A 21,616-nucleotide genomic window follows, 5' to 3' on the forward strand; every position below is an offset into this window, starting at 1 on the left:
CGACTCCGAGTCACTATAAAAATGTGGTCCCGATTATCAACCTCGCAACTGGGGGACGGAACACGGACGAAACCGAAACGCCCGCGAGCGTGTGCATGACGGCCGTCTGACGGTGTGCAAGATTTATGATTGTGTAGATTGAAGGGTCAGTATCATGACCATCAACCCGCGTGATTACGACCTCGACGAGTTACGGAAGATGGCTCGTCAGCGGGGCAACGGGATGGGCGACGAGGACGTCCCGGACCCGACAGACCTGGACATGGGGCTTGACGACTCCGATGAAGAGGTGCTTGCGGGGAGTTCGTTCCGCTCCGGGCTGTACCGTGAACTGTTGCCGTTCCTCGGTGGTGACGCACAGGAGAAACCCTATCTCGAAACACTACCCGAGACCTACGCCGCGGAGTTCGTGGTCTTCGAGTGGCTCGAGTTCCTGCTGATGCATTCCGGGTATCAGGGGGCCGACGAAGCGCTCGATTACTACCGCTCCATCGACTGGATAACTGAGGCCGTCCAGGACGACCTCTCGGATTACCTGCTCGGCATCGACGAGTCCGCGACCAACGACGACAACGAGCTGAGCGTCGACGACCACATGCTGAGCCTCGTCTACATCGCGAAGCTCACCGCGATGACGTAACCTTCGTTTTCAGCAGCAATTCTGTCGGTCGAATCCCTGATATTGGGGGAGACGCAGTATCAGTCACCCGAGGGGACAGCTATCAGTCCTGAATACTAGGGAGAGGATATATATCGGGCGGTCGACAAGGACGACCGTATATGAGTGACGAGGATGCGGACGACGACACCGGGTCCGAATCGGACGCCGGTGTGTCGTCAAGCGGCGCTGCCGCTGTTCCGGTCGGGGTCAAGCTCGGGAGTACCCGGACCGTCATTGCCCTGCCGGGCGAACACGGCACGGAGAACCGAATCATCAAGACACTGACGTGCATGGCGACGTACGAGGACGCCCTGACCGGCGAGGAGAAAATCCTCTACGGCGAGGAAGCCGCCCGCGAGTATCCGGACCGCGTCGAGTACATGCTCCGGTCTGGATTGCCCGAGGACGCCGACCGGGCCGATATGACCAAGACGTTCTTCGAGGCGATCATCGAGGAACACGACATCCCGGCAAACAGCGGCGTCGTGTACGCTATTCCGACCATCGACAATCCGACTGGGCTGGAGAACCTCCAGAACGTCATCGAGAACTCCTCCATCGGGCTGGAACTCGTCGAGAGCTATCCAGAGTCACTGTGTGGCTCCATCCCGGCCTTCGGCGACGACCTCGAAGCCATCGACGAGATCTTCGTCGCTGTCAACATGGGGTCGACGAACCTCGAAGCCTCCGCGTATCGCCGCGGCGAGCAACTCTCGCCGTTCACGACGGGCGCAGTGACCGGGAACGAAGTCGACCGGATGATCGCCAACTACGTCGAAGAAGAAACGCAGGGCCGTGTCAACATCGACAACCAGACTGCTCGCGAATACAAGGAGGAACACGCCGACTTCGTCGATTTCGAGCCGTTCACGGACATCATCCAGCAGCCCGGCGGCGGCTCACACGAGTTCACCATCGAGCGCTCTGTGATGGACGCGGTCAACGAGTACCTCGACGACGCCGTCGACGAACTGGCGAACACGTTCCTGCCGGAACTGGCAAACGACTACATGAAGGTGTACCAGCTAGCACTGGACCGGCCGATCGCCATCACCGGCGGCATGGCCTGCATTCCCGGTATCGTCGACGAGTTCGAGGAGCGACTCAGCGCGGAACTGAACCGCGACATCGAGGTCATCGCCGCCGACGAACCGGACGTCGCACCAACCATCGGCGCACAGCGGATCGCGGCGCGTCTCGTCGAGACTAACTAGGGATTCCGCCAGCAGTCCAGCCACCGCTCGATTCTGGGCTCGGACTGTGCCATTTTGTGACCGCGACCGGTCGAGAGCAGTTCGAATACGTCAGTGTCGATTCCGAGGCCGGTCACCTCAGTTGTGAGGTCACCACCCTGTCGCTTCTGAGACGGGTTCCCGCCGAGACGAGTACGTGGCATATGCTCGGCTATGAGGGCCTGACACCTAAAGTCAAGTCAGACAGTCGTCTGCCGGCTGACGGACGGCGCGGCGAGATACGCGGGTATCGGCGGCCGCGGCCTGATGGGGAACGCGACAGCGCAATTCAGGTGAAGACTGCAGTAATTTACTACACCAGTATCAGAATACATAAGTCAAACTCAAGTCTTCAGGTGTATTCTGGCCCGTTAATGGGAAAAATTATCAAATTAAATAATTTAGACGAGGATCCACCGGATATTCTCACCCGCACCGGGCCGGGCGGGCTCTTCTCGACTGGCTATCTCCACGACGAGCCAGCACTGGCAGCCGTTGACGACGACGAGACCCCACAGTTCGCTCTCACCAGCCGCAAGCACGGCGTCGAACTCGGTACGTCAAAGTCTGGTGAGACGGTGCAGCCGGGCAGCAACTACCGCATGATCGGCGTCGTGACGGACAGGCGACTCATCGTGCTAGTGGGAAACGACGACGGCGACAGGCGGTTCGCCGTTCCACACGTCGATATCGATCAGGTCGCGGGAGACCATTCGCTGGGACACGGCCAGATCACGCTCCGGCGGTGTGGCGGGACGGAGTGGCGGGTCCACTGTGGCAAACAAGGAATCGTCGACCTGACTGCGTATCTCTCCCATGCGTCACAGGCATGGGTTCGCGTCGAGAACATCGTAGACGAGGTCAAGCGGATGCTCGTGAGAGCGACAGAACAGCGCGATTAGGGGGACTACGAGCAGGCACTGGCGACGGTGCTGGAAGCCGGGGACCGCCTTGACGTGGCCGGCGAGACAGCCACCGAGTTCGGGCCGCCCGGCGATGCGAACGCGCTCGAAGACCGCGTTACAACGGTGCGAGACCGCCACACTGCGATGCTCACGGAGGTCCGCCGCAGCCGCGCCCGACGGGCGGTCGACACCGGCGAGCAGCACTGGCGAGAGGGCGATTTCGAGGCGGCGTACGACGCTTACGAGGCGGCGCGAGTGGAGTACGACGAGATTCTTTCACTTCCAACGGAGGGCGTGCCCGAACTCGCCGACATCCGTACCGAGCGGGACCGACTCGAAACGGTCATCGACGACCTCAAACAGTCGCCGCTGCGCACTGCGGCTGCAGCCGATAACGAGGCTGTCGCGGCGGCGGAGCCCGCTGCCGCCGCCGAACACTGGGCCAAGGCACTCGAAGCCTACCGTGAGGTCCTCGAACTGGACTGGGGCGCGGACGAACGCCGGTTCGCTGGCGACCCCGAGCGGGTCCGGGACCGGCTGGGAACCGTCGCGGAGAACCTCGTCACTGCGCGGCGGACAGTCGCGACGGATGCGATGGAGGCAGGGGACTGGTACGCCGACGCCAGCCAGCCCGACGCCGCGTTAGCGGAGTACAAGACGGCAAAAGCGGCGTTCGAAACTGCCCTTGCAGACGCAAGAGACTGTTATCCGGACGCCACCGACCACCTGGAAGCGGAACTCGATGCCGTTGAACAGCGGCTTTCGCGGGCAAAAGCCAGACTCGATGGCGACCCGGTCGACGTGGACGACCGCTTCGACAGGACTGAGGCGACGCCGGACCCGGACATCACGACCGCCAACGAGCGCTCGCCGTCGCCGACTGACACGACCGACCGCTCGGATATCGAGGACGGTAGCATCGACCCGAAAATCGATCCGACGGAACACGGCGGGTCGTAGTCCCTGTTAGCCATCCGTTCTCAGCGACCCGTCCATTGTCTCTGTCCGTTCGCTCTGGAGAACTGTGTCGCGGTGGCGCTGTCGACACAGATGGGAGTTTCTGCTTCGAGCCATGTGATAAGATAGCATAATTCAGCCGTGTCAGGCCGTCTCCCGCCCGGACCGACCATGTGCAGGAGAAAATTTATATCCCATAGTAGAATATATACAATTATAATGGATTGCACCAACTGTGGCACGCGGATGTCATACAACGATCAGACGACAAAACTCACCGAGTTCGTCTGTCCCAGTTGTCACGAGACCGTCATCGACTGGAAGGCCGAGGCCCGCAACGCCCGCGTCCACTGACCGGCTCCGCTCGCTTTTTCATCGATAGTCCGCTGTCAGCCACTGCTCTGGCTGTTGGTCCTCCCTGACTGTCGCTGAGCTGGGTGCGTCCACACTGTAGGCAGCCAGTGGGCTGCCGGATGGTTGCTGCCCACAGCAACGCCGTAGTACACAATAGCGTGCATATCCGATCAGAAACGATTGCCGAATGTTTTTATATTTCAGACGGGGATAACGGGCAATGGCAGATTCGCCACGCATCGGCTGTCTCTACGCCGACGCCTGTACGGACGAGCAGGCGTCGGCCTACGACTGGTGTCAGGAGGCACTCGACGGTGCCGAGCGGTGCGCACTCGCCTCTGTCGATCCCACCGAGTACGATGTCCTCTGGTGGCATCGGGACGAACTGTTCGACGAGCGAGTCCTTGCCGACGCGCCGGCGCTGGCCGCGTACGTTCGTGACGGCGGCTCGCTCCTGCTGACACTGAGCGCGCTCTCGGCCGTCGAACCGCTCGGCTTCGAGGCGGTTGCGCCAGATGCGACCGGCTGGGAGGAGATCCCCGAGCCGACCGGCCACCTCTGGCAAGCCCTCTACGGGGACCACCCGATCCACGCGGACTACGACACCCTGCGCGTCCACACCCGCGGTCCCGGCGTGACGATTCCCTACGCGAGATACGAGTCAATCGCGCCCCAGTCCGGGGACGTGCTCGCAAGTACGGTCCGGGGCGACACCGACGTGGTCAAGGGGATGGCGGCCATCTCATGGGAACCCGGTGACGGTCAAGTGCTCGGCGTCGGCTCCTCGGTAGCGTTCGCCCAGCCGACCCACGACGTGTGTCAGGGCAACCGCGAGACGCTCATCGAGAACGCGCTGAGATTTCTGGCGACGGACGACCGGCATCCGCTGACTGGCCGTCCGAAGGACATCGACACGTTTGGGCAGCTACGCAAGCGACTCGACGACGACCCGTGCCGCCCGTCCTACCACGTCACGCCCCCGGCGAACTGGCTCAACGACCCGAACGGCCTCATCCACTGGAACGGTCGCTATCACCTGTTCTACCAGTACAACCCTGTCGGCCCGTTCCACAACACAATCCACTGGGGCCACGCGGTCAGCGACGACCTCGTCCACTGGGAGGACCGCCCGGTCGCGCTCACGCCCTCGCCCGAGGGGCCTGACCGGGACGGCTGCTGGTCTGGCTGTGCGGTCGACGACGGCGGCGTCCCGACCGTGCTGTACACGGGCGGCCGGGACAAGCGCCAGCTTCCCTGTATCGCCACCGCCGCGGACGACGACCTCACGGCCTGGGACAAGGACCCGGACAACCCCATCATCGAGGAGTTGCCGACCGAGCCGGAGGTCCTCCGCACCGAGGACTGGGAGGGGGAGTTCCGGGACCACTGCGTCTGGCGCGAGGACGGGACCTGGTACCAGCTCATCGGGGCCGGCATGGAGGGCGGCGGCGGCGCGGCGCTGCTGTACGAGTCCACGGACCTCCGGGACTGGGAGTATCGCGGCCCCATTCTCGCCGGCGACCGCGACACCGCCGGGACCGTCTGGGAGTGCCCCGAACTGCTCGATTTCGGGGATCGACAGCTCCTCCACATCTCAAACTACGAGGACGTGGTGTACTTCCTCGGCTCCTACGCGGACGGCGAGTTCGAGGTCGACCGCCGCGACAAGCTCGACCACGGCGACTTCTACGCCCCGCAGTCGATGTGGACCGACGACGGTCGCATCCTGACCTGGGGGTGGCTCCCCGAGGCCCGCGACGTGAGCGGGCAGTGGGACGCCGGCTGGTCCGGCGCGATGTCGCTGCCCCGGGAGCTGTCGCTGGCCGACGATGGCGGTCTCTGCCAGCGGCCGGCTCCCGAACTCACCGAGCTACGGGGTGAGAACACCAGCTACGACGTGGTGCGGCTCGGCGCTGGCGACACCGAGCAGTTGCCGGTCGAGAGCCGGTCGTTCGAACTCCGCGCCACGGTTCGGCTGGAGGACGCCGAAGCCGTCGAGCTGTCCGTCCTCGAAACGCCGGACGGCGAGGAGCGGACGCCGATCCGATACACCTACGAGAGCGAACTCGCGGTCGACCGGTCGGCCTCAAGCACCGACCCCCAGGCGACCGGCGACACCCAGTCGATGCGGGTCCGGCCCTACGACGCGCCGCTGTCGCTGCGCGTCTTCGTCGACGGGAGCGTCGTCGAGGTGTTCGCCAACGAGCGACACTGCCTGACCAGCCGCGTCTACCCGACTCGTGAGGACGCGACCGGCATGTCGCTGTCAGCCGAGGGCGGGCGCGCGACCATCGCGTCGCTGGATATCTGGGAACTGGATGGCGTCTGGTGACCAGTCCGGGCCAGAATACCGCCGTCCGGTCGGTTACTCCTCCGTCCGCGCGCCGTAGCTCCCGGTGCCCGCGTCGACGCCTTGCCCCCGTCGAATCAGCTCCCGATCCGTCAGTGGGAGTGTTTCGCCGTCCAGCGGGATGTGCCAGTGCCCGAGCGTCCCGATGATACGCGTCCGGCTCCCCTCGACATCGAGCCGGAGCGTCGGGCCGAGCGAACCGCCGAACCGCCGCATTTGCTCGGACTCGGACAGGTGGGCGATTTCGTCCAGCGTCTCGCCGGCGAAGTCGTAGTAGTTGAAGAAGCTCTGGACCAGTACCTCGTCGCCGTGGGGAAACGCCATCCACGAGTAGGACTGGAACGGCGCGTTCTCGGGATTGGTGACGACGAGGCCGGACTCGTTCAGTGGGACGTAGTCGCCCCGTAGCTCCTCGGCGACGAAGCCGTACAGCGCGTCGAACCCCTTTAGGCCCGGCGCGAACGTGTGGAGGTGGCTGGAGACGAACAGGTAGTACAGGCCGTCCCGATACACGACGTGGGGCCGTTCGAGTTCCTGATTGACGCCCACAGCATCCAGCAGCGGGTCTTCAAGCTCCCACGCCAGCGGGTCGCCCGTTGGCGAGCGAGCGATCCCGACGCTCCCGTTGAACTCCTGTAACGCGTCGTCGCCGCCACAGGCGTCGCTCCCCTCTTGCACTGGCGTGTTCGCCTCGAACAGGAGCCACGTCTCGCCCGTCTCCGGATCCTCGAAGAACCACGGGTCACGGAAAGTGTAGATCATCCCGCGGGACTGGTCTTCGCGCTCGTAGCGCTCGCCGTCGGGCCGGAGCAGTTCGTGGTGGGTCCACGGACCGGAGAGTTCGAACCCGTCGGCTGTGTCGATGGTGCCGCCACCTGCACCGACAATACGCTGGGTGTAGGTCAGGTCGTCGGCCCCCTCCTCGCCGGCCGCAGTGTAGAACAGATAGACGCTGCCGTCGTCGTCATACAGGGCGGACCCGGCCCACTGGCGCTGCCCCAGCGGGTCCTCGAACACCGGGCCGGCGTTGTGCCAGTTGCGACCGTCGTCAGAGTAGAAACAGCGGATAGTCGCCACGTCGTGGCGCTTGCCGGGCAACAGGTCCGACGGGGCGGTCAGCGAGAAACAGATCCGGTAACCGTCGACCGTCGCCAGTGTGCCGTCGCGCTCCCGGAGGAACCAGGTGTCCCAGATATGAACCTCGGGGATCTGTTCGGTTTCCGGCGGATAGACGATGGGGGCAACGGTGTCGTCGGTGCGCGCAATCCGGCTCGCCTGCTCGCGTGTCCACCCGGCGCGTCCCCTCGTTCCGGGACGGCTCTCGCCGAGTGCCTCGTTTGTCATACCTCACGTTGGGCCGACCACGGCTATAAATGTTGTCAGGAGGTACTACGGGTGTTGTATGAAAAATCTCCAATACGTGTGTTCTCGGGATAGGGCTGGCAGAGAAAACAGACAGTCGGTAGCCAGAGGGCCGAACAGCACGTTACTCGCTTGAGTCCTCGCTGCCGCCGACACCCTCTGGACCGGTGATATCGAGCGGCCGAACCCACTCGTACCAGATGAAGACGACGCCGAGGCCGTATCCCAGCGCCCAGACACCGCTCCCGATCCACGGGTAGCCAAGTGTACTGAATCCCCAGTTTGCGAGGCCCGGGAGGATAATCGCAGCAACGACCGTCAGCACCAGCACTACTGTATCCTGATTGTTCACGGTCGCAGCCCCCACGTTGCTGTGCCGTCCATACACCGAGTTAGGCTCGGACACTCCTGAGTCTGTCGGACCACCGACCCGTGACCGGGACGAGACTGACGCCGTAGCCGTCCCATTTTTATCATCGTATGCCCTACCCCGGATGTCGGGAATGTCTCAGAACCACACAGACCGGTCGTCTTCGGAAGACATCGAGTGGTGCTACGATGCCGTCCATCGTGTGTCGCGGACGTTTAGTCTCACAATTTCGGAACTCAACGAACCGATGGCCCGGGACATCTGTCTGGGCTATCTCCTCTGTCGTGTGGCTGACACTATCGAGGACGCCGGTCATCTCCCTCCAGCGGTACAGACCGAACTCCTACAGACGTACAGCCGCTCGCTCGAACCGTCGAGCGGGACGACCGTATCGTCGTTCCACGACGCCGTCGAGGAGTGGATCCCCACGACGACGAACGCTGACTGGGAAGTCGTCGAGAACGCGGGCCGCATCGTCGACGTGTTTCACACGCTCGACGACCACTCCACGCGGACCATCCGCGGGCCGGTCCGGGAACTCGTCGATGGGATGGCGATGTTCGTCGACCGCTACGCCGAGGCCGGCGGGCTTCGAATCAAGACGCTCGACGAACTCGAAGAGTACTGCTGGTACGCCGCGGGCACCGTCGGCACGCTGGTGACCGGACTGGTTTCCCACGAAGCCACCGACGAGCAGATCGCCCAGATGGAGGAAAACGCCCGGTCGTTCGCCCTGCTGCTCCAGCTCGTCAACGTCGCCAAGGACGCCGCGACGGACATGGAAGAGGAGAACAACGTCTACCTCCCGCTGGAGTTGCTCCACGAGCAGGGACTCGACCACAGCGACGTGAGCAACACGGACAACGTTGACTCGCTGGTCCCCGTCATCGAGCAGGTAACCGAGCGAGCGGAGGGCTACCTCGACGACGCACAGGCGTGGCTCGAAGCCATGCCCGAAACCCGCGGCAACACGCTCTCCGCGTGGGCGATTCCGTTCCTGCTCGCGGTCGGTACGATTCGTGAGCTTCGCGAACGACCTGCCGACGTTATCGAGCAGGGCAACGTCAAGATCTCCCGCGAGGAAGTCCATTCCGTGACACAGCAGTTCGGCGGCGACGGCGATCCCTCTATCGGGGAGTTGCGAGCCAAGATCCGCCAGCAGCCGCTCCACCAGTACTGACGGCCCCACAGAGACATTCCTATTTTCCGGTTACACCGGCGGCCCCTGTTATACGCGCGAACAGACAGCCCCCTACCTGTGACCGTCGGTGTCTCCTTCACGCGCGTCGTACTCCTGAACGAGTTCGCGGAGCCACCAGAGCTTCAATCCGGCCATCGCAACCGTTGCGACTGCAGCGCTGACCGGCCGACGACGCCAGGCAGCGTACAGGGCGATGACCGACGCCAGCGCGCCGGCAGTGTTACACACGTTCGGGTACTCAGTTCCCATGGTCCCGTTAGACTCTTCGGTGAGCCACCACCGCTCTGCCAGCACAGCACGGGTCATCCAGGCGTCCTCAGTCTCGGGCGGCGCGAATAGGACTGGATTGAGCAGCGTCCACAGGAAGGCCCCAGCCAGGAGCCGCCAGTCCCGTTGATACACAGCGTACACGATCACAGCGCCGGTCGGCACACGCGACCAGCCGCTCTTGGGGTTCGAATGCCGGGCCCAGAACCGGTCCTGCACGCTGTCCGGGAGTGGTGCAGTCATATCTTCTCCTTGTCGTGTCAGATAATAACACTACTGCCAGTGGGACCCAGAACAGAGGCCTCGAACGGGGGCAGAACACTCATGTCCACCCTGTGTGAACGCCGTCTATGGCCACAGCGGTGTCGGGACTCTCCGAGCCACAGGTACTCGCCCGGACGAAAGACAGGCTATTTACCGACCGCGAGGACGCCTACGTCGTCGCGGACACGCAGTTCGCACAGCAACGCTGGCTGGACGATACGCCTATCGAGGCGTCCGTACAGGCGACGCTCGCGCCGTTCAACCACGTCCGGGTCGGGACCGGCTATCCCGACCTCGTTGGCGTACAGACGCTCTCGACGGACCTGCTGTCCGTCGACCGGCTCGGTGACCGGCCGCCGCTTATCGCCGTCGAGGCGAAAGGCTACACGGGCAACGGCGGCGTCGACGCCGAACGCGGGGTTGTACAGGCACACGACCGGCTCAACGAAGCCAACGTGGCCTTCATGGCTGCGCCTCGGAGCGGCATCTCAACCGCCGCCCGGACGATGGCCCGCGAGCTAAACGTCGGTGTGCTGGGCGTCACATCCGACGGCTCAGTCGCGGTTCTGGAACGGCCACGCGTGGTCGGCCACGGGTCGATGGACGCCGCTTCGGCAGTCCGGTTTCAGGCCAGTGCCCAGGGCGTTGCCGACCAGAACTTCGGACTCAACCATCCGAAAAACTACATTGCGGTACCGTTAGCTGTCCACCACGATGATGACGCACGGGACCTGCTTGCGTCCCACGTCGTCGGTGCCGTCGACGGGGCTATCGCCGGAGCGGCGTTTCTGAATCTGATCGAGACCGGGCAGGGCACACTCACGCTGACACCGCTGGGGCGGGAAGTCGTCCGGTTCGCACTCCGGACGGTCGGCGACCTCGACGCCGCCCTTCAACGGTTCGAGGACTGGCAGCGGTCCCGGAAGCGGTTCATCGACATCGCGCCACAGTGGGGCCAGCTCGTCCGTCGCGTCGTCTCCGATTACCCGGCCACGGAACGCCTCGTTGACGGGCTCTACGCCTGCCATCGGGACGGCTACGGGTCCCCGTCACTCGTCGAATTCGTCGAGTACCTCCACGCGCTGCATCCCGAGTTCACCATTGAACTGTTTCTCCGTGGCGACGAGGCGGTCCGCCAGCAGGTGCTGACTGGCGACGGGGACCTCCGCCGCGCAGAACTGACAGATGGCAGCGTCTATCACTCACCCACCGTGTTCCAACTGAAGGCGATGTACTACCACGCCGGTATCGTGACTGACCGGGGCGCGGAACCCTCGAACCTCGACCCTGAAACGGACGAGTGGGCGCTGTGTGACCCGCTCGCGTAGCGGTGTCGGTTCGCGCGCAACGCTGAAACGTCGGTAGCCCCTACGTGAGTGTGATGGCCCGGACCCTGGAACTCCCCAACGGCGATGTCGTCTCGCCGGACGACGTATTCTGCTACAACGACTACCCCTATCGGCTCGTCTGGCTGGATGACGATACCCACGAGTTCGCGCTCTCCCCGCTATACTGGGGCGACAGCGGCATGGATATCCCGTTTCGCGACCGGGAGGCGCTGGTCGACCAGTGGGAGGTCGATTCGCAGGGGCAGCTGACGGCCGAGGAGTGGGCTGACTGGCTCGACGACGCGACGGAGGACTCCCGCTACAGCGACGACGAGGTCACGTCGCTCGCGGCAGAGCTACCAACAGAGTGGGACCCAGAGAGCGGGGAATCGGACTCTGGCGGGGGAATTCTGGACCGTCTCGGACTGTAACGCTGTCGCAGAAGTCTGAAAGGTATTAATCCGTTCGTCCTGCAACGCTTGGCATGGAACCGATCTGGCTCGCCGCCGGTGGAGTGACCCTCGCAGTGGGCCTCGTGCTGGCGTTCGCGATTACCCGTCGCTCAGAGAGCAGTGCATCGAAACGCGCTCACGAGGCCGCACAGGAGCGAGAACCGCCTGTAGAACTCGGTGAGACCTACGAGTTCGGCATCACCGAATTCAGCGACCACCACTCCGGCGACCGCGTCGCCGTCGGGAAAGTCGAGGGGTTCGTTCTGTTCACGGAGGACGTGCCGTCGTCGGTGTCAGCTGGTGACGTGATCCGGGCGAAGGTGCTGTCGTTCAACCGGGGCCACACCTCCGCCGATGCTCGGTTCGTCGAACGTGCGTGAGCGGGGAGAGACACCCACGGTGGTGCGGTGGAGTACGCAGTGGTCGGACGCTGGCTCACCAATCCCGCCGGATGGAGAAACCGATATGTGCCTACCACGATAAAACAGGCCATGAGCGAATCGGACGGGCAGAGCACGCCACAGGACACCCGAGAGGTCATTATGGAGGCCACCTTTCGGGCGCTGAGCAAGCACGGCTACAAGGACCTGCGGGTCCGGAACATCGGCGAGGAAATGGATATGTCTCGGCAGGTGATCCACTACCATTTCGACGGCAAGTACGACCTGATCTCGTCGTTTTTGGAGTACATTATCGACCAGTACGAGGGCAGCGTCGAGGTTGACGACGAAACCGATCCCCGAACAGAGCTTGATGTCCGCATCGACCGATGCCTGTTCGGTCCGGAGTTCGACGACTTCTCGCACTGGGACCGGATGAAGGTGTACCACGAACTGTACGCCTACGCGCAAAACGACGCGGAGCATCGAGCGCTGTTCAACGAGCACTACGACCGACTTCGCGAAAGTATCTCGACGGTCATCGAAGACGGGATCGAGCAGGGCGCGTTTCGCGATGTCGACGCTGACCTGATGGGCCAGCTTATTACGGATGTCATTCACGCAGCCCGCGGCCGACGGATCGCGCTCGGCCACGAGGACGCACCCGACGAAGCCAAGCGCGCCGTCAACGACTTTATTCTCGACTCGCTGTACCCGCCACAGTAGATTGGGCCGAACAGACTCAGACGGGGCCGATGCCGACGCTGAGCGCCCATGTACCGGTTGCTGACGCGGCGACGACGAGTGCCCCGCCGGCGAGCGTCACGTTCTTCAGGAAACTGTTGAGTTCGTCCTGTCGGTCCTCGTCCGGGACGGCCCAGAAGTCATGCATCGTAACGGCTGAGACGATGAGGAACACTGCGAGGGCGACTGCCGCAACGACTGGGAAGACGCCGACGGTTACACCGAGGCCACCGAGAATGAGGAGGCCACCGGACGCGAGGACGGAGACCTTCGGCGCTGGAAGCCCTTTGTACTCGGCGTAGCCGGCCATCTGCTCGGTCTGCGTGAAGTGGCTCAGGCCAGTAAAGGCGAGGACGCCGCCGAAGAGGACGCGGCCGACGACGAGTAACGCCACGTCGAGTTCGGGTGCCATCAGGCGCTCACCACCGAGACCACACGAGCGTTTCCAACAGTACGGTTCGGAATCGGGGCGGAATTCATTGTAGTAGTCAAATCTGACTGCATCGTTAGAGTTCCGGCACGTCTGACGGCATATCGAAGTCGTGGTAGTACTCGCCTTTCTCCCTCGAGAGAATGTCGAGAACGGCAGCAGCACCGTCACCGGCCGCGATGACCGCCTGCCACTTCTCCGCTCGACCCATCGCCCCGGTCGCGTACACGTTCTCGACCGACGTTTCCATATCGACGGTCACGTCGACGACATCCTCGTCAGTGAATGCACACCCAAGGTCCTCGGCGAGGCTCCGGTCGCCACCGGTTGCGAGGACGACATACTCCGCGGTGTACTGGTCGTCGTCCGTCGTCAGGACGAACCCATCGTCGGTCTGTTCGATGGCCGTGACCTCCGTCTCGTGGAGCGTCGCGCCCCGGTCACGGGCCTGCCCGCGAGCGATGGTGAGGAACTCCTCGCCGCTGATGGACCGCACGGCGGGGTAATTGAACAGGTGCGCCTTGTGCATCCACGACTCGTCCGTATCGAAGGCGATCGTTTCGAGGTCGTTCTTCGCAGCGTACTGTGCCGCACTCAGGCCGGCGGGGCCGCCGCCGACAACTGCCACATCTGCCATGTTTCACAGCATGGGTCGCCGGTAAAAGAGTCTTACCATCTGGTAAAATCTGGAGAGAGTCTGTCTATGGTCCTCAGCCACGACCAGCGGCAACTCACAGAACGTACGGCCCGCGCTGCCGGATCGGCTCGCCGTGTGGGCGGCCCGAGACAGCGACGACACGGAGCGACTCATCGTTTTGGAGCGCCACCGACCGCGCGTCGGTGATTGGCAGCACATCACCCTCTGTGAACGAATGGCCATCGACCGTTCCGCTACCGGTGACACCGTAGAGAAATCCGGACCACCCCTCCGGAACCGACCACGTCCACGTGTCGGCCACAGCGACATCAAGATACTCCATCGGCGTATGGAGGCTAATCGGTGAGTCCCCGCCAATAACCGTCGTGACCGTTGCGCCATCCTGTTCTTCTGTCGGCAGCGAGTCGGCCGACGCGTCGACGTAGTCCGGATCAGCGTCCTTCTCGGCCTGCGGCAAATTCACCCAGAGCTGTAGTCCTGTGCAGGCCTGCCCGTCGGCAGGGAATTCGGAGTGACGTATCCCGCTGCCGGTCGTGATACGCATCGCGTCGTTCTCGTATGCAGTGTTTGCAACGCCCAGCGAGTCCTCGTGTTCCATTCCACCCGCTATCATGTACGAGACGATCTCGAACCCGCGGTGCGGGTGCATCGGGAACCCCTTGGTAGGGTCGATGTAAAACTGCTCGAACAGGACAAATGGGTCCAGACTGGACGGATAGCTCTCCGTCGGAAACGCACGGTTCGAATTCACGCCTGTCCCGTGTCGGACCATCTCCCCAGCGATAGGGCCATCAGTCGACGCGTGAGACTCGCTGCTGGTCATACCCGTTTTAGTTTACCGAGCGGTAAAAGCGGCCGGGTACGCTTCCGCTCGTCGGTGTGCGGCCCAATCGCTGGCGGATGGTCGACCAGCTACGCGGTGTCAGGTCGGGATTCGTGTGACCGCTCGCTATAGTACGGTCTGCAGAGCGTCCGATAATCTCCTTGGAAAATGTGCAGCAAGCGGATGGGTTGGGGCGGATTCGAACCGCCGACTTCCTCCGTGTGAAGGAGGTATCATAACCGAACTAGATCACCAACCCAACGCACTCACCTCTATTCGAGCACATCCCTTAAGAATTGCTTTCCGACTACGCTTCGGTCTCGCTTTTGCCGCGGTAGTCTCCGATTTTCTCGCGAGCGTCGGCAATCGCTTCCTCGGCTTCGCCCTCGGCTTTCTCCTGTAGTTCCTTCAGGTCCGCTTTGACCGCCTCCAGTCGGCTGGGTTCGGGCTCTTCTTCTTTCCCGGTGAGTTCGCGAAAGCGTTCCTCGACCGGTCCGAGCTCTTCCTTGACGCCTTTGGTAGCGGTCTCCCCGGCGCGTTTCAGGTAGTATCGTGCGTCTTCGAAGTGCCTGTTCATATCTGTCCCTACGCGAAGGACGAATATATCTCTTGTGCCCGGAAAACAATGAGGAACTGCGGCTAATCGAGGGATAGCGAGCGCCCACGATAGTAAACGTGTCGTCCGGGTACGAACTGTTTTGCGCCGCCACCTGCAACGAGGCGATATGTTCACACGGGTGTCGATTCCGACGCCGTTTCAGGTCGGGCCAGTCAATGCATACCTCGCGCGTCGAACGATTGTCGATCCGGGACCTGACAGTGAGGAAGCGTGGTCGCGGCTTGTCGAAGCGCTCGAAGCACGCGAGCTGTCACCGGATGACATCGAGCAAGTGCTGGTCACACACCCACACCCGGACCATTTCGGCATGGCAAACCGGTTCGCCGAGCGGGGGGCGCGTGTCCTCGCCAGCAAGCCGGGAGCAGCGATCATGCGTGATTTCGCGGCGCAGCTACACACCGAACAGTCCTATTTTGCGGATTTCTTCGAGCGGTGTGGCGTCTCACGTGAGACTGCCGAAACTGTCACACAGTTACCGGAAGCCTTCCTGCCATACGCCCAGAGCGTCGACACCGACCGCGCGCTCACGGCCGGCGACACCGTCACCGTCGACGACACAGAACTAACCATCGACACCGTTCAGGGCCACTCTGCGGGCGAAATCATCTTCTCGTACGACTTTCAGGGTCGTTGTGAAGCAATCGTCGGCGACAACGTCTTGGGCGACATCACACCCAATCCGTTCCTGCAGGTGCCAGACAAGAGCGGGACGCGGCCCCGGGTGTTGCCGGCGTTCAACGACTCGCTCCGGTGGCTCCGCGAGCAGGGTCACGACCGCTTTCTCACTGGCCATCGCGAGCCAGTCGAATCACCGCAGGAACGAATCGATGACATCCTCGCGGAACACGACCAGCGTACTGCAGAGGTCGCTGACATCGTCTCCGGCGGGGCGACGACGCCCAGCGACGTGATGACAGCGTTGTTCGGCGACCTCCCGGCTACGGAGTACTTTGCCGGGATGAGTGAGGCCGTCGGTCATCTAGACGTACTCGAAGTCACTGGCCGCATCGAGAAACGCGAGAGCGGCGGCGTGTTCGTCTACGAGTCGGCGTAAGAAGACGCGTCGAACCGGGCTTACAGCAACTGCGCGGCCTGGAACGCGATTTCGGACACGCGGTTGAAGCCAGGGACGAGCAGGACAGTCACGACCGCGGCACCAACCACGGCGGTGTACAGTCCCATCGGATAGGACTCGATGGTCCGACTGCCGTTCGGTTCTTCGATCCACATCGCCTTGACGACGCGGGAGTAGTAGAACAGGCTGAGCGCGCTATTGATGATAAGCGCGGCGGCCAGCGACCACGCGCCGACGTTGAGCGTCGCCGAGAACAGGTAGAACTTCGAGAAGAACCCGCCACCGATTGGCAAGCCGGCGAGGCTGAACAGGAACACCGTCATCGCTGCGCAGGCGACCGGCGCTTCCTTGCCGAGACCGTTGTAGTCCTCGAAGCGTCGGCCGACGCCCCAGTACTCGGCCAGCGCGATGAACAGGAACGCGCCCGTGTTCATGAAGCCGTAGACGAGCAGGTGGGACATCCCGGCGCTCAGGCTGAGGCTCAGCCCCTCGCCGGAGCCGGACACGGCGGCAAGCCCGATGAGGACGTAGCCGGCGTGGCCGACGCTGGAGTAGGCCAGCATCCGCTTGACCGTCTCCTGGGTCGCGGCGGCGAAGTTCCCGATGAACATCGTCGCGATGGCGAGGATCTGGAACGCCATCACCCAGTTGATCGCTCCACCAGCGGCGAGCAGGTCGCCGATGGGGAAGGCGACGGCGAAGGCGCGGAACGCCAGCACGAACCCGGCGGCCTTCGACGCCGAGGAAAGGAACGCCGAGATCGGTGCCGGTGCGCCTTCGTACGCCTCTGGTGCCCAGAAGTGGAACGGCACGGAGGCGGTCTTGAACGCGACGCCGCCGATGATCATCAGGATACCGACGCCGAGGATAGCCATCGGGACGGCTGGCTCGCCGGATTGGGCCTGTATCGACCCCTCGGAGATGGTCTGGATCGTGCCACTGGAGATAGCCGTCGCGACGCCGTCAAATCGCAGCACGCCCGTCGCAGCGTACACCAGCGAGATGCCGTAAGCCAGCACCGCCGAGGACACCGCGCCGATGAGGAAGTACTTCAGGCCTGCCTCGACGCTCCCTTTGTTGTGCTTGAGGAAGGCGACGAGCGCATAGGACGGTAGCGACACCAGTTCGAGGGCGATGAACGCCGTCGCCAGGCTGTTGGCCGCGCTCAGGAGACTCATCCCGGTCGCAGACAGCAGCACCAGCGAGAAGAACTCGGCCTGGTAGTCGTGGCTGGCGATGTAGTCGTAGCTCGCGAGCACGACCAGTGTCGTGACGCTACCGACGATGGCCATGAAAAACAGGGCCATCTGGTCGATGACGAGCTGATTATTGAACAGTGCGACGCCGGTGTCGTTTGCCATCCCGGTGCCGGCGGTGATAAACCAGCCGGCGAACCCGAAGGACAGTAGCGAGCCGACGCCCGAGATACCGGCTAGCAGCCCCGTGTTCGTCGTGTCTGGGTTGACTGAGTCCGACAGCAGCAACACCAGGGAGGCGAGGGCCAGCGAGAGTGCCGGGGCGAGCGCCATCCAGTCAGGGAGTGCGACCATCTATGCACCACCTCCGATTTCGAGAACCGGTGATATCGAGTCCTGTATCATGGCAAAGGAGAGGTCCGGAGCGACGCCGAGTGCGATGACCAGCAGGAGCAACACGGCCAGCGGCGCGACATCGTGGAACGCGGCCGGGCTGACCTCGTAGTCCGTTTCCAGGCTGAAGGCACCGAACAGCGTGCGCTGCATGGCCCACAGCAGGTAGCCGGCGACGATGACGATGCCGAACATCGCCAGCGAGGTCAACACCGGCGCGGCTCCACCGAGCGTCGGTGCGTTGAACGAGCCCTGGAAGATGAAGTACTCCCCGGCGAAGCCGGCCATCAGCGGCAGGCCCATGTAGCCGAAGGCTGCGGCGACGAAGATGCCGACCGTCCATGGCATGCGGTCCGCGAGACCGGACATGTCGCCGACCATGCGCGTGTGCGTCGTGTTGTAAATGACGCCGACGGCCATGAACATCAGCCCCGAGATGAGGCCGTGGGCGATCATCTGGAAGGTCGCTCCGCCCATACCGTAGGGCGTGAACGCGACCAGCCCAAGGATGACATAACCCATCGACGAAATCGAGGAGTAGGCGACGATGCGCTTGAGGTCGCGCTGTGCCAGCGCGAGCATCGCGCCGTAGATGACGCTGACGACGCCGATGATTGCAAGCGGAACCGCGAGCGCCCGTGCAGTGTCCGCAAGCATCGTGAAGTTGAACCGCAGCAGAGCGTAGGTCCCCATCTTCAGGAGAACCCCGGCCAGCATGACCGACACCGGCGTCGGGGCCTCGACGTGGGCGTCGGGGAGCCACGTGTGCAGCGGGAAGACTGGCACCTTCACCGCGAACCCGAAGAACATCATGATGAAGGAGATGGTCATCAGGTTGACGCCGGCGATGGTCGGCAGGCCGCTCGCGGTGCGGAACGCCTCGGCCATCGCAGGTAGGGACAGCGACGTGAGGTCAGTGCTGAACACGAGCGCGAACAGGCCCGCGAACATGATCAGCGACGCCACGTTCGTGTAGACGAAGAACTTGATCGCGGCGTACTTCCGGCGCGGGCCGCCCCACACGCCGATGAGCAGGTACATCGGAATGAGGACGCCCTCCCAGAAGACGAACCAGAGGAAGAAATCGAGCGCGGAGAACACGCCGATGAGGCTCACTTCCATGAACAGCATCAGCCCGTAGAACTGGGACTGGCGCTCGTCGATTGGCGTCCACGCCGAGACGATAGCGAGCGTCGTCAGGACCGTCGTCAGCGCGAGCAGCGGCATGCTGATGCCGTCGAGGCCAACGTAGTACGACACTTCCAGTTCACCCAGCGTGATCCACGGGATCTGCTGGCCGAACGCGATATCGGCAGGCGACAGCAGAGCGTTACCCGTGCCGCCGTACTGCGTGAGGTACACCCAGTACATGTAGATGCTGCCAAGCGCCGGCACCGCACTGACGGCAGCGGCGAGCTTCCCGGCGTACCGGTCAGGCGAGAGGAACACGAGGCCGGTTCCCAGCAGGGTCACGAGCAGGAGTGCAGCGACCCACATCTAGAACCACCCTCCCATGATGCCGAAGGCGGCAAGCAAGAGCACGAGTCCAAGCGTCAGCAACGTCGCGTAGTTGCTGACGACGCCGGACTGGATGCGTCGGATGCGGCTGCCGCCGAACAGGCTCACGCTGGAGATGCCGTTGACGACGCCGTCGACGACACCCTGGTCGAACTTGTTCATCGCACGGGCGAGCGGGTAGGTGACACCCGTCGCGAGCCACACCTGATATTCGTCCTGGTAGTAGTTGTGCATGAGTAGCGTCTTCAGACCGCCAAGCTTGTCCGTATGCTCGACCGGATCGGCACCAGCATAGAGGCTCCGGGCGACGAACACACCGGCGAGCGCCAGCCCGAGCGAGAGGGCTGCTGAAACCAGCAGTGTCCCGGTCTCACCACCCAGCGGATACGCCGGGTCGACGTGGGGCACATTGTGGAGCAGCTCCTCGTAGTGGTGTAGATCCGTCGAGAGAAGGGCCGGCCAGCCGCCCTCTTCGGGTCCGGTCAGCCACTTGTGGAGGAAGTCGATCTCCGCACCGGTGAGCTTCTTGACCGGGGCCATATTGATGAACCCGATGGTCGTGGCGAGGATGCCAAGGACCGTCAGCGGGCCCTTGACGTTCCAGCGGACGGGCTCGGGGTCGCGTGCAGTGTCCGAGCGCGCGTCGCCGTGGAACGTCAGGTACACCATCCGGAAGGTGTAGAAGCCGGTGAAGAACACGGCGAGCAGCCCCATCGCGTACGCCGCGAGGTAGGCCGTTCCGAGGCCACCCTCGGTACCGAAGCCGTGGATGAGCGCCTCGTACAGCACCTCGTCTTTCGACCAGAAGCCGGCGAAGGGAACGATGCCGGCGAGTGCGAGCGAGCCGGCGAGGAACGTCCAGTAGGTCACCGGCATCCGGTCTTTCAGACCGCCCATGTCCCACATGTTCTCGTTGTGGTGCATGGCGATGATGACCGACCCCGCGCCGAGGAACAGGAGCGCCTTGAACACGGCGTGGGTCGTCAGGTGGAAGACCGCAGCGATGTAGCCACCTGACCCCAGCGCGAGCATCATGTACCCGTACTGGGAGATGGTGGAGTACGCGAGCACTTGCTTGATTTCCTGTTTGACCAGGCCCATCGTTGCCGCAAACAGCGCGGTGAAGCCGCCGATGAGAGCGATGACGGCCAGTGCCGTCGGCGAGAGCGCGTAGAAGCCGTACATCCGTGCGACGAGGTACACACCGGCTGCGACCATCGTCGCCGCGTGGATCAGCGCCGAGACCGGCGTCGGACCTTCCATCGCGTCAGGCAGCCACGTGTGCAGTGGGAACTGCGCGGACTTACCGACCACACCGCCCAGCACAAGGAGGCCAAGCACAGTGAACCAGGCCTGTGGTCCCATGCCGACCGTCTCCAGCATTGCGATCCCTTCGACCTCGCCGTCGACGATGGCGTGTTCGGCAAGCATCGGGAAGCTCTCGGCGACCACTTCGCCGCCCTGCGTAATCGGGGCGAACAGACCAGTCCCGAACGTGGCGAAGATGCCGACGACGCCGATGAGGAAGAAATAGTCACCGAAGCGGGTGACCAGGAACGCCTTCTTCGCGGCGCTCGGCGGGCCGTCGTCGCGGAACCAGAAGCCGATGAGCAGGTACGAACACAGGCCCACCAGCTCGAAGAACATGAACGCCATCAGGAGGTTGTTGGCGACGACGAACCCGAGCATGCTCGCCGTGAACAGGCCGAGCCCGGCGTAATAGCGCGGAAGGCCAGTCTCGCCCTCGTCGTTCATGTAGCCAAGCGAGAAGATGTGGACGAGGAACGAGATGAGACAGACAATAAGCAGCATGAGCGCAGACAGCGGGTCGAGCAGCAGGCCGAAGTTCAGCCGGAGCGACTCGACGCTTGCGGTCCACGTGTACAGTATCTCGTTGTGAACCTCACCGCCAGCCACCGTCAGTGCGACCCAGATCGACAGCAGGAGCGACCCGCCCGTCGCAGTGATGCCAGCTAACGCGCCGCCTTTCGGCATGCGGTCGCCAGCGAACAGCGCGACGAGGAACGATACGAACGGCAGCAGGACAATCGCCGGAGCGTATGTGAATGCAGCCATC

At 63.3% G+C, this 21,616-nt stretch carries 23 protein-coding genes and 1 tRNA gene; 12 read left to right on the top strand and 12 right to left on the bottom strand.

Going from position 1 to position 21,616, the window contains the following annotated elements:
* The first annotated feature begins 154 nt into the window (after positions 1-154).
* Together AMS69_RS15405 and AMS69_RS15410 are read left to right on the top strand one after the other, a co-directional pair.
* Positions 155-640, top strand: a complete 486-nt coding sequence (locus AMS69_RS15405) for a FlaD/FlaE family flagellar protein (protein ID WP_053968966.1) — start codon at positions 155-157, stop codon at positions 638-640.
* 140 nt (positions 641-780) lie between these two features.
* Positions 781-1,875 carry a rod shape-determining protein gene (locus tag AMS69_RS15410; RefSeq protein WP_053968967.1) on the top strand — a complete coding sequence of 365 codons (1,095 nt, stop codon included), beginning with the start codon at positions 781-783 and terminating at the stop codon, positions 1,873-1,875.
* On the opposite strand, the gene AMS69_RS15415 is transcribed toward AMS69_RS15410, so the two are convergent.
* On the bottom strand, positions 1,872-2,057 hold the full coding sequence (locus tag AMS69_RS15415; RefSeq protein WP_053968968.1) for a hypothetical protein: 186 nt from the start codon (positions 2,055-2,057) through the stop codon (positions 1,872-1,874). The two genes, AMS69_RS15410 and AMS69_RS15415, sit on opposite strands and share 4 nt — an antisense overlap.
* Positions 2,058-2,267: 210 nt before the next feature.
* Here AMS69_RS15415 and AMS69_RS20935 point away from each other — a divergent pair, with 210 nt between their 5' ends.
* The 4 genes from AMS69_RS20935 to AMS69_RS15425 all read left to right on the top strand — a co-directional run bounded on the left by AMS69_RS20935 (position 2,268) and on the right by AMS69_RS15425 (position 6,441).
* Positions 2,268-2,795, top strand: coding sequence for a hypothetical protein (locus AMS69_RS20935; RefSeq protein ID WP_238378553.1), 528 nt, complete (start codon positions 2,268-2,270; stop codon positions 2,793-2,795).
* Between the two features lie 27 nt (positions 2,796-2,822).
* Entirely contained in the window at positions 2,823-3,758 is a 936-nt protein-coding gene (locus AMS69_RS20940) for a hypothetical protein (protein ID WP_238378557.1), read from the top strand.
* Between the two features lie 216 nt (positions 3,759-3,974).
* The gene (locus tag AMS69_RS21140; RefSeq protein ID WP_023843340.1) at positions 3,975-4,109 is read left to right on the top strand and encodes a hypothetical protein; all 135 of its coding nucleotides are present in this window, start codon (positions 3,975-3,977) and stop codon (positions 4,107-4,109) included.
* 220 nt (positions 4,110-4,329) lie between these two features.
* Positions 4,330-6,441 (top strand): glycoside hydrolase family 32 protein, encoded by a 2,112-nt coding sequence (locus tag AMS69_RS15425; RefSeq protein WP_053968969.1) that lies wholly within the window; start codon positions 4,330-4,332, stop codon positions 6,439-6,441.
* A gap of 33 nt (positions 6,442-6,474) precedes the next feature.
* On the opposite strand, the gene AMS69_RS15430 is transcribed toward AMS69_RS15425, so the two are convergent.
* On the bottom strand, positions 6,475-7,803 hold the full coding sequence (locus AMS69_RS15430; RefSeq protein ID WP_053968970.1) for a glycoside hydrolase family 68 protein: 1,329 nt from the start codon (positions 7,801-7,803) through the stop codon (positions 6,475-6,477).
* 142 nt (positions 7,804-7,945) lie between these two features.
* The gene (locus tag AMS69_RS15435) at positions 7,946-8,188 is read right to left on the bottom strand and encodes a hypothetical protein (protein ID WP_202904566.1); all 243 of its coding nucleotides are present in this window, start codon (positions 8,186-8,188) and stop codon (positions 7,946-7,948) included.
* A gap of 136 nt (positions 8,189-8,324) precedes the next feature.
* Here AMS69_RS15435 and AMS69_RS15440 point away from each other — a divergent pair, with 136 nt between their 5' ends.
* Positions 8,325-9,371, top strand: coding sequence for a phytoene/squalene synthase family protein (locus AMS69_RS15440; protein WP_053968971.1), 1,047 nt, complete (start codon positions 8,325-8,327; stop codon positions 9,369-9,371).
* Between the two features lie 72 nt (positions 9,372-9,443).
* On the opposite strand, the gene AMS69_RS15445 is transcribed toward AMS69_RS15440, so the two are convergent.
* Entirely contained in the window at positions 9,444-9,902 is a 459-nt protein-coding gene (locus AMS69_RS15445) for a DUF6653 family protein (RefSeq protein ID WP_053968972.1), read from the bottom strand.
* A 107-nt stretch (positions 9,903-10,009) separates the two neighbouring features.
* Here AMS69_RS15445 and AMS69_RS15450 point away from each other — a divergent pair, with 107 nt between their 5' ends.
* From AMS69_RS15450 to AMS69_RS15465, 4 genes are all read left to right on the top strand, one after another.
* Complete coding sequence (locus AMS69_RS15450) at positions 10,010-11,251, top strand: hypothetical protein (protein ID WP_053968973.1); 1,242 nt, start codon at positions 10,010-10,012, stop codon at positions 11,249-11,251.
* Between the two features lie 53 nt (positions 11,252-11,304).
* A complete protein-coding gene (locus AMS69_RS15455; RefSeq protein ID WP_053968974.1) occupies positions 11,305-11,682 on the top strand; it encodes a hypothetical protein in 378 nt (125 codons plus the stop codon).
* A 53-nt stretch (positions 11,683-11,735) separates the two neighbouring features.
* On the top strand, positions 11,736-12,083 hold the full coding sequence (locus AMS69_RS15460) for a TRAM domain-containing protein (RefSeq protein ID WP_053968975.1): 348 nt from the start codon (positions 11,736-11,738) through the stop codon (positions 12,081-12,083).
* A gap of 111 nt (positions 12,084-12,194) precedes the next feature.
* Positions 12,195-12,809 (top strand): TetR/AcrR family transcriptional regulator, encoded by a 615-nt coding sequence (locus tag AMS69_RS15465; RefSeq protein ID WP_053968976.1) that lies wholly within the window; start codon positions 12,195-12,197, stop codon positions 12,807-12,809.
* Positions 12,810-12,825: 16 nt separating this feature from the next.
* Here AMS69_RS15465 and AMS69_RS15470 read toward each other — a convergent pair whose 3' ends face one another.
* From AMS69_RS15470 to AMS69_RS15490, 5 genes are all read right to left on the bottom strand, one after another.
* Positions 12,826-13,239: a DoxX family membrane protein gene (locus AMS69_RS15470; protein ID WP_053968977.1), complete on the bottom strand. Its 414-nt coding sequence runs from the start codon at positions 13,237-13,239 to the stop codon at positions 12,826-12,828.
* A gap of 94 nt (positions 13,240-13,333) precedes the next feature.
* Positions 13,334-13,894 carry an NAD(P)/FAD-dependent oxidoreductase gene (locus tag AMS69_RS15475; protein ID WP_053968978.1) on the bottom strand — a complete coding sequence of 187 codons (561 nt, stop codon included), beginning with the start codon at positions 13,892-13,894 and terminating at the stop codon, positions 13,334-13,336.
* Positions 13,895-13,988: 94 nt separating this feature from the next.
* Complete coding sequence (locus AMS69_RS15480) at positions 13,989-14,738, bottom strand: pirin family protein (RefSeq protein ID WP_053968979.1); 750 nt, start codon at positions 14,736-14,738, stop codon at positions 13,989-13,991.
* A gap of 184 nt (positions 14,739-14,922) precedes the next feature.
* A tRNA-Val gene (locus AMS69_RS15485) sits at positions 14,923-14,997 on the bottom strand.
* 48 nt (positions 14,998-15,045) lie between these two features.
* Entirely contained in the window at positions 15,046-15,315 is a 270-nt protein-coding gene (locus tag AMS69_RS15490; protein WP_053968980.1) for a DUF7553 family protein, read from the bottom strand.
* A gap of 148 nt (positions 15,316-15,463) precedes the next feature.
* Here AMS69_RS15490 and AMS69_RS15495 point away from each other — a divergent pair, with 148 nt between their 5' ends.
* Positions 15,464-16,411 carry an MBL fold metallo-hydrolase gene (locus AMS69_RS15495; protein WP_053968981.1) on the top strand — a complete coding sequence of 316 codons (948 nt, stop codon included), beginning with the start codon at positions 15,464-15,466 and terminating at the stop codon, positions 16,409-16,411.
* A 20-nt stretch (positions 16,412-16,431) separates the two neighbouring features.
* Here AMS69_RS15495 and AMS69_RS15500 read toward each other — a convergent pair whose 3' ends face one another.
* The 3 genes from AMS69_RS15500 to nuoL are packed head-to-tail and all read right to left on the bottom strand — an operon-like array spanning position 16,432 to position 21,615.
* A complete protein-coding gene (locus AMS69_RS15500) occupies positions 16,432-17,982 on the bottom strand; it encodes an NADH-quinone oxidoreductase subunit N (protein WP_053968982.1) in 1,551 nt (516 codons plus the stop codon).
* Positions 17,983-19,518: a complex I subunit 4 family protein gene (locus AMS69_RS15505; RefSeq protein WP_053968983.1), complete on the bottom strand. Its 1,536-nt coding sequence runs from the start codon at positions 19,516-19,518 to the stop codon at positions 17,983-17,985.
* Positions 19,519-21,615, bottom strand: a complete 2,097-nt coding sequence (gene nuoL, locus AMS69_RS15510; RefSeq protein ID WP_053968984.1) for an NADH-quinone oxidoreductase subunit L — start codon at positions 21,613-21,615, stop codon at positions 19,519-19,521. It abuts the gene before it with no gap.
* Position 21,616 lies beyond the last annotated feature (1 nt).

The sequence above is a fragment of the Haloarcula rubripromontorii genome (assembly GCF_001280425.1).
In the GTDB taxonomy this organism is placed as follows: Archaea; Halobacteriota; Halobacteria; order Halobacteriales; family Haloarculaceae; genus Haloarcula; species Haloarcula rubripromontorii.